General features: G+C 42.1%; 11 protein-coding genes. 7 read left to right on the top strand and 4 right to left on the bottom strand.

The window, feature by feature from the left end; translation table 11 throughout:
• Positions 1-16: 16 nt before the first annotated feature.
• Together VK179_03200 and VK179_03195 are read right to left on the bottom strand one after the other, a co-directional pair.
• A complete protein-coding gene (locus VK179_03200) occupies positions 17-664 on the bottom strand; it encodes a response regulator transcription factor (protein HLO57719.1) in 648 nt (215 codons plus the stop codon).
• Positions 661-2,112, bottom strand: coding sequence for a PAS domain S-box protein (locus VK179_03195; GenBank protein ID HLO57718.1), 1,452 nt, complete (start codon positions 2,110-2,112; stop codon positions 661-663). The genes VK179_03200 and VK179_03195 overlap by 4 nt, the downstream gene beginning before the upstream one ends.
• Positions 2,113-2,217: 105 nt before the next feature.
• Between VK179_03195 and VK179_03190 the strand changes: the two genes are divergently transcribed.
• From VK179_03190 to secA, 7 genes are all read left to right on the top strand, one after another.
• Complete coding sequence (locus VK179_03190) at positions 2,218-2,904, top strand: CAP domain-containing protein (protein ID HLO57717.1); 687 nt, start codon at positions 2,218-2,220, stop codon at positions 2,902-2,904.
• 83 nt (positions 2,905-2,987) lie between these two features.
• On the top strand, positions 2,988-3,542 hold the full coding sequence (locus VK179_03185; GenBank protein ID HLO57716.1) for an RNA polymerase sigma factor: 555 nt from the start codon (positions 2,988-2,990) through the stop codon (positions 3,540-3,542).
• Between the two features lie 2 nt (positions 3,543-3,544).
• A complete protein-coding gene (locus VK179_03180) occupies positions 3,545-4,075 on the top strand; it encodes a hypothetical protein (protein HLO57715.1) in 531 nt (176 codons plus the stop codon).
• A gap of 11 nt (positions 4,076-4,086) precedes the next feature.
• On the top strand, positions 4,087-5,172 hold the full coding sequence (locus tag VK179_03175; GenBank protein ID HLO57714.1) for a hypothetical protein: 1,086 nt from the start codon (positions 4,087-4,089) through the stop codon (positions 5,170-5,172).
• A gap of 297 nt (positions 5,173-5,469) precedes the next feature.
• Positions 5,470-7,257 (top strand): DNA polymerase III subunit gamma/tau, encoded by a 1,788-nt coding sequence (locus tag VK179_03170; GenBank protein ID HLO57713.1) that lies wholly within the window; start codon positions 5,470-5,472, stop codon positions 7,255-7,257.
• A 12-nt stretch (positions 7,258-7,269) separates the two neighbouring features.
• Positions 7,270-8,496: an NADP-dependent isocitrate dehydrogenase gene (gene icd, locus VK179_03165; GenBank protein HLO57712.1), complete on the top strand. Its 1,227-nt coding sequence runs from the start codon at positions 7,270-7,272 to the stop codon at positions 8,494-8,496.
• Between the two features lie 132 nt (positions 8,497-8,628).
• Positions 8,629-11,937 (top strand): preprotein translocase subunit SecA, encoded by a 3,309-nt coding sequence (secA, locus tag VK179_03160; protein ID HLO57711.1) that lies wholly within the window; start codon positions 8,629-8,631, stop codon positions 11,935-11,937.
• Positions 11,938-12,082: 145 nt separating this feature from the next.
• Here secA and dapA read toward each other — a convergent pair whose 3' ends face one another.
• The gene (gene dapA / locus VK179_03155; protein HLO57710.1) at positions 12,083-12,967 is read right to left on the bottom strand and encodes a 4-hydroxy-tetrahydrodipicolinate synthase; all 885 of its coding nucleotides are present in this window, start codon (positions 12,965-12,967) and stop codon (positions 12,083-12,085) included.
• A 7-nt stretch (positions 12,968-12,974) separates the two neighbouring features.
• The gene (locus tag VK179_03150; GenBank protein ID HLO57709.1) at positions 12,975-13,622 is read right to left on the bottom strand and encodes a hypothetical protein; all 648 of its coding nucleotides are present in this window, start codon (positions 13,620-13,622) and stop codon (positions 12,975-12,977) included.
• Positions 13,623-13,686 lie beyond the last annotated feature (64 nt).

Genomic DNA, 13,686 nt, shown 5'->3' with positions numbered 1-13,686 from the left:
TCAAACCTCAAACTATTTAACTGTTTCCTGGGTCAACCAGGTTGTTCCTGAATGCGTACAATACAAGCGAAAGCGAATTTCTGCACCCGGTCTTGTCGAGCAGGTTTGCACGATGATTTTCAATAGTACGTTCACTTAAAAACAGTTTGCCCGCTATCTCGGACGAATTCATTCCCTGGCAAATCAGTTCCAGGATTTGCCGTTCACGTTGCGTGAGAACAATCTGGTTGCTGTTTTTTCTGTTTCTTATCAGTTTCAAAAGTAATTCCTGTGAAAAATAGGTTTTGCCACTGAGTATAAGATTAACCGCAGCACGTAATTCGGTGTTTTCAGCATCCTTCAGGATAAATCCCTTTACACCATTTTCGATTACGCTGTTATAGTATTGCTCATCGCCATACATCGAAACAACGAGTATTTTAAGTTCGGGATTTTCATGTAGCAAAATCCTGCTGGCTTCTATGCCGTTCACCTGCGGCATATTAATATCCATTATGATGAGATCGGGATTAAGCTGATGCGTAATCTCAACCAATTCCTTTCCGTTCGCGACATCAGCGACAACTTCAATATTATCTAAATCTTCGAGAATCAATTTTAATCCCTGCCTGAATAAGGTGTGATCGTCGGCTATAATAACTTTTGATTTCCTGTCTGAAGTCATTTATGTATCGTTTGTAATTCAAAAATAATAGCAAATCCTTTATCTGGTTCGGATTTTACTGTAAAATCTCCGCCAAGTGAGCGGATTCTCGTAATAATATTATTAATACCCATACCTTTTGCCGGCATCTGAGTCTGTTGATTCCAGTCGAATCCTATCCCATCGTCCCGATAACTGCAAATAAGGTGATCATTGACATATTCAATATGAATATCTACTTCACGGGCATGGGCATGTTTTACAGTATTATTAAGCAGTTCCTTATAAATACGGTATATCAGGGATTCAATGGTTTCCGGAAACCTGATGCTTTCAATATTCGATTTAAACTTAATTTTGATGCTGCGTGTAAACAGATCAATAAAATTTACAATAGCCGCATGAAGACCGAAATTCATTAAAACATGCGGGCTCATGTCATTCGAAATGGTTTTAATTGAATCAATCACCTCCCTGACTATTGTACCCATTTTTTGGGCCAGTTTGTCTTTTTTATCTGAATTGGTGGCCTCAATAAACGAAGTGGTGAATATTTTAAGGGCAGAAATCAGCGGACCGATCTCATCATGAAGATCACTCGCGATTCTTTTCCTTTCTTCCTCTTCAGTCTGGATAATGGTTTCAAACAGTTTTCTTGCATGATTCTTTCGCTCGGTTATATCATGCATAATAGCCAATATAGCATTACCCTGGTTGAATATTATTGGTACACAACTGAATTCATAAGGCATTAATGATCCATTGGAGGGGGATATAATTTCAAGTTCAAAACTCCCGGTCGGGTTACCGGATTTAACGATCTCCAGCTTTTCATATAAAACCTTATGGTACTCAGGCACAACATAATTACTAAGTTCATGAGTGGCCAGGAACTGCTTACTGACGCCCATCTGATTCAGGACGGCATCATTGGCCTCTATGAATTTCATTTCACTATCGGTAATGATAATTCCTTCGCTTGAACTGTTAAAAATGTTTCTGAAATTAGTTTCGCTTTCCTGGAGTTTGGTGTACATGTCAATCAGCTCAATTGTTCTTTCCTCAACTATATTTTCAAGCTGGTATCGGTACTTTTTGAGCTCATCTGCCTGGTTTTTCATCTCGAGCGACCGGTTTATCCTCAAAGGGAGAAATTTCATATAATAACATCCTTTGTCTTTAACCAGAAAATCAGAGGCCCCTGTCTTCACGGATATCAAAGCCGCTTCGGCATCCCCTTCAGGCACCATAACGATCACAGGTATATTCTCAAGCTCTTTGAAGAAATCGATACAAACGCCGTCTTTCAAAAAATAATCGGTTATAACTATTTCGTAATCAACGCTTTTAACTTTGCTTCTGACTTCGGCTATTGAACTAACCTGCTTTATGCTGAAACCGCTTTCAAATTCACTCCAGTTCCCTGGGGTTTGTTCAGCAATGAGCAATTTTATAGCCATGTGTTTCATACATGCAATTTAGTATTTTAAGCTATACTTTTCACTGCTTAAGCACGTTGTTTGTAGTACTTAACGAAAAAAGGAAATACTTTTATGTGCAATATTCCAGCTAATATGATCCGGTATACTATCGCCCTGTTTATGATATTCAGCTTTCAACAGGCTAATTCACAAACTGTTCATTATGATGAGAAGGGAATTGATTATACGAATTTCAGGAAAGTTCCGGAATTCAATGTTGAAATTGATTTTGACAATATCGATTATGGTAAGATTAATGAACTGATCTTTTATTTGACCAACGAGACAAGGGTAAAATACGGGCTTAAACCTCTTACATATTCTGCAGAACTTGAAAAAACAGCCGAAATGCACGCCCATGATATGGTAAAAGGAAAATTTTTCAGTCATATCAATGAAAAAGATCCCCGCAAGAAGACTCCCAATGACAGGGCAAAACTCTGTAACATTGCCAATCCTTACCTTGCAGAGAACCTGATTGAAGGATTCGGACTGAAATATAACTCAGATGAACCGGTTTACCTGCGGGGACAGGGAAAATTCAGCCGCACAAAGGAAGGGAATTACATTAAGCCTCATACTTACCTTTCTTTTTGCGATGTCCAAATTAAACGCTGGATGAATTCAAAAGAACACCGGAAGAATATCCTCTCAAAAGACGCTCTGCAGTTTGGCTGCGGAGCTGCTGAATTTGAAAATTCAGACTTTAACCAGATGCCCACCCTTTACGTTGTTCAGAACTTCCAATGTTACGAATCGTTGAAAAAGATTAATCAATGAAAGTTCCCGTGAAAAGGAAAATGATTATTTTTCAGTAAAATTTGCAGCGTGTTTAAAAATCTTTCGTCTCTTAGAATGAGTAAATGATTGAACAAAAAGGTAACCAGATTCATCAGGAACTCATTGATCGTTGTCGTGCCGGTGACAGAGTTGCTCAACGTGAGATTTACAGGCTTTACTATAAAGCCATGTATAGTACCTGCTACCGCATGATCAATGACCAGGTTGAAGCTGAGGATATTATGCAGGAGTCGTTTCTTGCTGCATTCCTTAAAATCAATTCCTTCAAGGGTGAGATGAGTTTCGGTTCCTGGCTGAAGAAAATTGTAATCAACAAAACAATTGATGTCCTTCGGAGCAGAAAAGTAAAATTCGAAGAAATCAATGAAAAGAATGCCGGCGCAGTTGATTATTATGAGCCAGAACCTGAAATACCGGATGAATTCCTTCAGATTGAGCGGATAAGGAATGCAATGAAGAGCCTTCCTGATGGTTTCCGGATCGTTCTTTCACTTTCGCTTTTTGAAGGTTATGACCATGAAGAGATAGCAATGATTCTGAAAATAAATGAATCCACTTCAAGGTCACAACTTACGAGGGCAAAGAAAAAATTGGCAGAAATTTTAAAAACCAGATAGTAATGAAGCCTTTGGATGATTACATTTACAGGAACCAGGAAAACTTCAATTCCGAGGAACCCCTGGCCGGTCATTTTGACCGGTTCGAAGAAAGGCTCGCTCAATCCGGGGTTCGGCCTTTGCATGGTAGAAATTATTATATTATCAGAATTGCTGCTGCTGTGATTGCCGGCCTTTTGATTACCTATGCCGCCTTCAGTGAGTTGAATTTCTTCAGTAAAAGCCTGGACAACTACATTACTGCCACTAGCAATCCGGAGCTTCGCGAAGCTGAAAGTTATTATTCGAAACAGCTTGACGAGTATTACTCAAAACTCAATGACCTGAAATTCTCCGATAAAGCTCAGAAGCAGCAAATCATGGATGAATTGTCAAGCATGGATAAACAGGCAGTCACGATAAAAAAAGATTTTATACAGAATCCTGATGATGAACGTGTTCAGAGCGCCATCATTAATTATTACCAGGTTAAGATCGAATTCATTGATATGATGATCAGCCGGGTACAGGAAACGGGAAAAACAATTCTTTAACACGCACAGTCATGAGAAACTTAGCAAAATACAAGGGAACGACCGCTTTCATTATCGCAGCTGTAATCACAGTTTCATTAGCGGCACAGGATGGTGATTTCACTAAAGAAATCAAGAAGGAATTCCAGGTGAATCCCAATACTCGTATTGAATTGTTCAATAAGTATGGTAACGTCGACATAGTTAACAGCGAAAATCCACAGGTAATAATCAATATTGTGATTAATGTACATGAGCGCTCAAAAGAAAGAGCAGACGAGCTGCTTAATATGATCGATATCAATATATCACAGGAAGATGATGTAATAAAGGCAGTGACCGATTTCAGCGATGATTTGAGTAAGTTCTTCAGAGGCCCCGGGTCGGGAAGGGATTTGCAGATAAATTACACGGTCACCATGCCTAAAACGCTTCCTCTTTACTTGTCAAACAAGTACGGCAATGTATTTATTGATCAGCTTGTTTCCACTTCCACAATCGATGTGAAATACGGCAAACTTACGGCCAATAAGATACTTCATGATTCAAAGCAGCCTCTCACCAAAATATACCTGTCGTATTCAAACGGTACTATTCAGGAAACCAAATGGATTGAAGCTGATATCAAGTACTCAAAGCTTAATATTACCGAAAGCAAAGCACTTGCCATCGTCAGCAAATATTCGAAACTGTACATCACTAACGGCAGTTCAGTTGTAAGTGAAAGCAAGTATGACACCTATGAAGTTGAAAAACTTTCAAATTTCGTTACCACAGCTGCCTACGGGCATTTTAACATAGGCTCCCTAACCGGGAAACTTCAGGTTGACACCAAATATACCGATGTTATAGTTGACCACATTGCGCCGACATTTGAAGGAATTAAAGTAAACAACAGCTACGGCACGTACAAACTGGCTATTGATCCTGCCGCATCATACCACCTGGATGCTTATGCCAAGTATTGCAATATCACGTATCCCGAAGGTAAATCCCGTCTGAACCGGATAAATGAAAACAACGAAACCAAGCTGAACGGTCTCGTCGGCTCCGACCAGGCTGCCAAAGCTGACGTGTCGGTTACTTCTCATTACGGGAATATCAGGCTGGTGGAGTAACTCGTGCGTCATTGCGAGGAGCGGGAAATAACAACCGATTATAGTAAAAATTTTTGTCGACGAAGCAATCTGCCCGCACAGGAAGTACGACGCAAAGACATTCTGGCCAATATTATGTCTTGGCAAGGCTCTTCCTGTTCGGGCAGATTGCTTCGTCGCATATGTCTCTGATATAATCAATGATTTGTCTGGCTCCTCGCAATGACGCGCATCCAGTATCCGGTATCAGTTTTTATCAACACCCCTTATTCAATAATCAGAATTCAGTATCTTTGCTGCTTATGATTTCATGGCCTCATGAGTAACTTCGTTGTTTCAGCACGCAAATACAGACCTGACCATTTTGATACTGTTGTGGGGCAACCTTCAGTTACCAACACGCTCAAGAATGCCATTCGGTCAGGTCATATAGCCCATGCCTATTTATTCTGCGGACCCCGGGGCGTCGGCAAAACCACCTGTGCACGAATTTTTGCCCGCACCCTCAACTGCTTCAATCTTACAGAGGAAACCGAAGCCTGCGGTCAATGCGAATCCTGCAAATCGTTTAACGAATCCCGTTCATACAATATACATGAACTTGATGCGGCATCCAATAACTCGGTTGATGATATCCGCAGCCTGATCGATAAAGTCAGGATCATTCCGCAGGTTGGAAAATACAGCATATATATAATCGACGAGGTGCACATGCTTTCACAGCAGGCTTTTAACGCATTCCTCAAAACGCTTGAAGAACCACCCGAGCATGCCATTTTTATACTCGCAACAACCGAAAAGCACAAAATAATTCCTACAATTCTTTCACGTTGCCAGATTTTTGACTTTCAACGAATCAGGGTCGATGATATAGTTGCATCCCTGGCTGGTGTTGCCAAAAAAGAAAATATCGTTTATGAAGAAGAAGCCCTGAATGTTATTGCACTCAAGGCAGACGGAGCCATGCGTGATGCGTTGTCGATATTTGACCAGGTCGCCAGCTTTTCGAACCGCAACATCACGTACCATGAAGTTCTGGATAACCTGAATGTGCTGGATTATGAATACTACTTCAAACTGACCTCATATTTTCTTGAAGGTTCTGCCACACAAGCCCTGTTGCTTTTTAACGAAATTCTGCAAAAGGGATTTGACGGACAGAATTTTATCGGGGGACTTTCATCACATTTCAGGGAACTACTTGTAAGCCGTGATGAATCGACGCTTTCACTGCTTGAAGTAAGTGATGTACTGAAGAAAAGATATCGTGATCAATCACGGCAATGTGAAGCCGATTTCCTGTTTTCGGCGCTTGAAATCTGCAGCCAATGCGAGCTTACATTCAAAGCTAGCAGAAACCAACGATTGCACGTTGAACTGGCTTTAATCAGACTATCCAACATAGTTAGCGAAAAAAAAAAGCCGGTTAGTGAACCAACCGGAATAGCTATTCCTGAACTGGCAAAGCCCGGAGCCGGTGGTAATACAGTCACACAAAAGGTTGAAGTTGTTCAGAAACCGACTTTGAAAAAGCCGGATCCTGTGCCTGAAATTCAAAACAAATCAGTTCCTCCTCCTGAAGCTAAAAAGGCGGTTACTGACGCAGCTCCTCATACAATATCCATTAAACAGGCGCTCGAATCAGTTGTAAATAAACCGAAGATACAGGTAGAGGAAACCGAATCCATTTCTGAAGATCCTGATATGCTTGATGAAGCAGTGATTACTGAAAAACAGGATCTCAACATGGATACGCTTCGTATAGCCTGGATGGCTTTTTCGGAAAAACTAAGGGAAGAACGCCCCAGGATGTCCGTGACCCTCAGGAAGGTTGAACCAAGAATTGCGGAAAATTGCCTTATTGTTGTCGAAATGAACAACAGGGTTCAGCTTGAGGATTTCAACAACAATACAAAAAATGAGCTTGAAAAATACCTGAGGAGTGAAATGCATAATGGTGATATACGGATTGAAGCCGGTATCGTTGAGTCACCTCAGAACGAACAGCAGAAGCTCTATACCAGTGAAGAAAAATTCAGATACCTGAGTGAGAAAAACCCGGCACTGGTCGCATTCCGTCAGAAATTAAACCTTGAACTCGAATAAAAGCCCAACAGTATGAACGGAAAAAAAATAACGCTATCGAACGGTAAACTTATTGTACCAGATAACCCCGTTATCCCCTTTATTGAGGGTGACGGTACCGGACCCGACATTTGGTCGGCATCTGTAAATGTGTTTGATGCGGCGATAAAAAACGCCTATAGCGGTAAACGGAAAATCGAATGGCTTGAAGTCCTTGCCGGGCAAAAAGCATTTGATCAAACCGGCAACTGGTTACCTGATGAAACACTCAATACAATAAGGGAGTGCCTGGTAGCAATAAAAGGTCCTCTTACAACACCTGTTGGTGGCGGAATACGTTCGCTTAACGTCGCTCTCCGCCAGATCCTTGACTTATATGTTTGTCTGCGTCCCGTACGCTATTACCAGGGTGTTCCATCTCCGGTTAAAGACCCTTCAACAACCGATATGGTTATTTTCAGGGAAAATGCAGAAGATATTTATGCAGGAATCGAATGGATGGACGGTTCTCCGGAAGTGAAAAAGGTGATTGAATTTCTTCGGAATGAGATGAAAGTTACCAAAATCAGGTTTCCCGAATCTTCATCCATTGGCATTAAGCCTGTTTCAAGTGAGGGCTCTGAAAGACTTATCAGGGCTGCCATTGAATACGCCATTCAGCATGATTTACCTTCTGTGACCCTCGTTCATAAAGGAAATATTATGAAGTTCACCGAAGGGGGTTTCCGCGACTGGGGGTATCAGCTTGCTAAAAGAGAATTTGGTGCTGTTGAAATTGACGGCGGACCGTGGTGCTCATTTAAAAATCCGCATACAAACAAAGTAATCACAATTAAAGATGTAATAGCGGATGCTTTTCTGCAGCAGATACTGACCAGGCCTGCCGAATATTCGGTAATTGCCACACTGAACCTTAACGGCGATTATATTTCAGATGCACTGGCTGCCATAGTGGGAGGAATAGGAATCGCGCCCGGCGCCAACATCAATTATGTCACAGGGCATGCTGTATTTGAAGCCACACACGGAACAGCTCCTAAATATGCCGGAAAGGATATGGTGAATCCGGGATCGGTTATCCTGTCAGGTGCCATGATGTTCGAATACATGGGCTGGAACGAAGCCGCTGACCTTATATATAAGGGACTGAAAGGGGCGATACAGCGCAAACGGGTTACTTATGATTTCGAAAGGCTGATGGAAGGAGCTACAAAATTGAAGTGTTCTGAGTTCGGCGAAGAGATCGTAAGGAATATGTGAATAAACGAATTAATCAATCCAAAGTATTTTCATAATTTTGTTGCCTGAAAAATAAAGGCAGCCTGTCGCTTATTTTCCGTTGTGAACGGATGGCTTTCACAGGTGTATATATTGATTTATAAAATTACAAAAATGGCTTTAAACAGTTTTCTTAGTAAGTTCTTCGGAAGTAAATCACAAAGGGATATTAAAGAAATATTGCCTGTGCTGGATAAGATTCGTGAAGCCTATGCCGGAATTGAAAAATTATCGAATGACGAATTGAGGTCCAAAACCCTTGAAATAAAAGATTATGTCAGGAATTCGGTTAAAGAGCAGGAAGAACAGATCCGGGATCTACGGGACCAGATCGAAGCAGGTGACCTGGATGTGGAGAAAATGGAAGATGCTTACCATGAAATAGATAAAATAGAAAAAGAGATTATTAGCGATATAGAGAATTCCTTAAATGAAGTTCTGCCAGTCGCCTTTTCCATTGTGAAGGAAACGGCCAGGAGGTTTAAGGAAAACCAGTACCTTGAAGTTACGGCCACTGATATGGATAAACTGCTGGCCTCTCAGCGAAACAGCGTTAAAATAGAAGGGGATAAGGCACGGTACATGAATACCTGGCTGGCAGGAGGTAACCCAATAACATGGGATATGGTTCATTATGACCAGCAGCTGATCGGCGGGGTGGTTCTTCACCAGGGAAAGATCTCTGAAATGGCTACAGGTGAAGGAAAAACTCTTGTAGCTACCTTGCCTGTATTTCTTAATGCCCTTGCCGGCAGGGGCGTTCATATTGTTACAGTGAACGATTACCTGTCCAAGCGCGACTCCGAATGGATGGGCCCTATCTTCGAATTCCACGGGCTGTCTGTTGATTGCATTGACAAGCATACGCCGAATTCTGACAGCAGGAGAAAGGCTTACCTGGCTGATATTACTTACGGAACCAATAATGAATTCGGTTTCGACTACCTGCGTGATAACATGGCCAACACTCCCAATGATCTGGTACAGCGCAAGCATCATTATGCCATCGTGGATGAGGTTGACTCTGTGTTGATTGACGATGCCCGTACACCGTTAATTATATCAGGTCCGATTCCTAAAGGTGATGATCAGTCGTTTGATGAGTTCAAACCGCAGGTTGAAAAACTGGTAACTGCCCAGAGGAACCTTGTTACTAATCTTTTGGCAGAGGGAAAAAAATTGCTTGCTGAAGGAAAAAATGATGAAGGCGGATATAAACTTTTACAGTCGTTCAAAGGTCTTCCCAAATACAAGCCCCTTATTAAGTTCATGAGTGAACAGGGAAATAAAGCCCTTGTTCTTAAAACCGAAAATTACTACATGCAGGAAAACAGCAAAAACATGCATGTAGTTACTGATGATCTGTTCTTCATAATTGATGAAAAACAAAATACAGTTGAACTTACTGAAAAGGGAACTGACCTGATTACAGGAACGGCTGCTGATCCCAACTTTTTTGTAATGCCTGATATAGGCAGCGAAATTGCAGAACTTGAAAAAGGAAACCTCAATGCTGAGGAAAAGCTGACTTTCAAGGATAAACTTCTTGCCGATTATGCTATTAAATCAGACCGTATTCATACAGTAAACCAGCTTCTGAAAGCCTACACCATGTTTGAACGCGATGTCGACTACGTGGTGATGGATAACAAGGTTAAGATAGTGGATGAGCAAACCGGCCGTATCCTTGAAGGAAGAAGGTATTCCGAGGGTCTTCACCAGGCTATCGAAGCCAAAGAAAAGGTGAAGGTGGAAGCTGCGACCCAGACATTTGCAACCATTACACTTCAGAATTATTTCAGAATGTATCACAAGCTTGCCGGTATGACTGGTACAGCTGAAACGGAAGCAGGCGAGTTATGGAATATTTATAAGCTTGATGTGGTGGTTATTCCAACCCACCGGCCTGTAGTCCGTGAAGATCGTGAGGATTTGATTTACCGCACCAAACGTGAAAAATACAATGCCGTTATTGACGAGATCGTAAACCTGCACAACCAGGGACGTCCATCCCTTGTAGGTACAACCTCAGTTGAAATATCTGAATTGCTGAGCAAGATGCTCCGCATGAAAGGTATAAAGCATAATGTGCTGAATGCAAAACTGCACCAGCGTGAAGCAGAAATTGTTGCTGAAGCCGGTAAATCAGGTACCGTTACAATAGCCACCAACATGGCCGGCCGTGGTACGGATATCAAGCTGAGCGAGGAAGTGAGAAAAGCAGGGGGACTTGCCATCATTGGTACGGAAAGACATGAATCACGCCGCGTTGACAGGCAGTTGAGAGGTCGAGCAGGACGACAGGGCGACCCGGGATCGTCTCAATTCTATGTTTCGTTAGAGGATGACCTGATGCGACTCTTTGCATCCGACCGAATTGCCGGATGGATGGCCAAAATGGGATGGAACGAAAACGAACCCATACAGGCAAAGCTGATTACGCAGTCTATCGAAAGAGCCCAAAAGAAGGTTGAAGAAAACAACTTCGGAATCCGTAAGCACCTTCTTGAATATGACGATGTGATGAATTCGCAGCGCGAGGTAATTTACACCAAGCGCAGGCATGCGTTGTACGGGGAACGCATCCAGGTTGATGTGGCCAATATGATGTATGATGTTTGTGAAAGTGTTGTGACTCAGATGCAGGGTAATGGTGATTTTGATGAGTTCAAGATCAGCGTGCTTCGACAGTTGTCTGTTGAACCACCTGTAACTCCCAAAGAATACTCCCAGTTATCCCCTGAAGAACTTACCGAACGGATATATAAGACTGTCCGTGAAACATACCAGCGCAAACAGGCCAATATCGTAAGGCAGGCATTGCCTGTTATCCGCGATGTGTATGAGAAACAGGGCAAAGTGTATGAAAATATCGTGGTCCCGATAACCGACGGAACAAGGGTTTACAACGTTCTTACCAATCTTGAAAAAGCAAATAAATCAAATGCCGAAGAGTTAAGCAGGTCGTTTGAAAAATCAATTATTCTCACAACAATCGATGAAGCCTGGAAAGAACACCTGCGGGAACTTGATGACTTAAGGCAATCTGTTCGTACGGCCACATATGAGCAGAAAGATCCGTTGCTGATTTATAAATTTGAATCTTTCGAACTTTTCCGCACAATGATCGACAAGATCAACCGTGAAGTATCAAGCATATTGCTCCGTGGACAGCTGCCAATCCGCGATGCCAGTGAAGTTCAGAAAGCACAGGCTCCGCGCAGAACCGATTTCAGCCAGCTTGCTGCCAATAAGCAGGAGTATAAACCCGATGGCAGCGGACAGCCTGATGGTGCCAAAAAAGAAGAACATGTGCAACCGGTAAGGGTAGAAAAGAAAGTCGGGAGAAATGATCCCTGTCCCTGCGGCAGCGGAAAGAAATATAAGCATTGCCACGGTGCACAGGTAGCGGAGAGAACATAATTGAATTGCCCCGGCCTTCAGGCCGGGGACTATTATTAATACCTGCATCTGTAGCGTGCGACCACAGGCCGGAATGGGCTAAAGCCCGGTAAGTAACTGTGTGTATTGTTTTCCCCCGGCCTGAAGGCCGGGGCAATTAAGGAATCTACCTGACTTTCTTCGCCAATAATTCAATCTTGCTGAAAAGCTTCTCGCTAACAGGAGCCAACGGTAGCCTCAGGTTATTCTGGCAAATTTTCATGGTTTCGAGCAATGCCTTTATACCTGATGGATTTCCTTCTTCAAACAATGCATTGGTAATCTCCAGCAATTTATAATGAATGGCACAGGCTTTATTGTAGTCTCCTTTTAACGCATGCTGAATCATAGCTGACATTTCAGCCGGATAAGCATTTGCGGATACCGAAATCACACCTGAACCACCCACCGCCATAATAGGAAGGGCAAGAGCGTCATCCCCTGAAATTACAAGGAATCCCTTCGGTTTGGTATGGATAATCTGCATGACCTGTGAAAGGTTACCGGAAGCCTCTTTGGTCGCAATGATCGATTTACATTCTGAAGCCAGCTTTACAGTGGTCTCTGCCGAAATATTCGAGCCTGTTCGTCCCGGTACGTTGTAAACGATTACAGGAACAGGACTGCAATTTGCGATGGCCTTGAAATGCAGGTATAATCCTTGTTGTGACGGTTTGTTATAGTAAGGTGAAACCGATAGTATGGCATCAACTCCTGTAAAATCGGTGTGATTAATCGTATCGAGCACTTCGTTTGTATTGTTACCGCCAATACCCACTACAACAGGAATTTTTCCTGCTGCGGAATCAATTACAAAATTAACAACAGCCTTTTTTTCATCTTTGGATAGAGTAACGGATTCACCTGTTGAGCCTAACGCAACAACATAATTGACCCCGCCTTTTATAATATGATCCAGCAACTTGCCCAATGATTTGAAATCAACGCTGCCATCTTTTCTGAAAGGCGTGACTATGGCTACACCTGTACCTAAAAACTTCTTCGGGTCCATTAGTTATTTACTTTTTTAAAATCGAAAGGTAATGTAAAAGCTGGTTGATCAGGAAATTTAACTGGATCTCAGTTTCGGTTTTCTTTTCAATATCCGCCTCCAGTTCATTGTCTTCATCTTTATGATCCCGAACACTGTCAATCTCTTTTTGAATATTTCGCATAGCCTGTTTTTCTTTCTCAATATCGATCATCAGGTCAAGACAGGTATCGGAAGGGCTGTATCTTCCCGCTTTAAATTTTGCAGGTGAAAGTGTGGTTATATATTGAATGGGGTAATGATCTTCGAGGCTAAGATTAATCAGTAAATCAAAAGGCTCTTTGATAAATTCGGCTACAGCGGGAGACTCCGGTTTTCTGTACCAGTTCAACTCATTTCTTGAGAAGAAATCAAAGCCTTTCCTGTAAAGATAATTGTCAATCAGGTCCTTGCTGTCTACATATCCAAGAACCGAAATTTTCTTTGAATCATGCACCAGGTCTTTAACCAGATTGCGGATAATTTCAAAACTTACATATTCGGTTGCATTGTAAATGATCCCGATATTGTTTGCATCACTGATGTTGCAAAAGGAAGGCAAACGATCTGAAGTCTTCTGATAACCATTGAGAATGCGTTGCCCTACTGATGTTTTGAAATTATCAACCCACTTCATAATGCAAGTTTAAGAAAAATATCAATACTTAAGTTATCGGCTGCCGATTAGTATCGGAAATAAG

It is taken from the genome of Bacteroidales bacterium, from assembly GCA_035299085.1.
Classification (GTDB): Bacteria; Bacteroidota; Bacteroidia; order Bacteroidales; family UBA10428; genus UBA5072.
The sequence above is the reverse complement of the archived record's forward strand: the minus strand, read 5'-3'. Positions and strand labels throughout refer to the sequence as shown.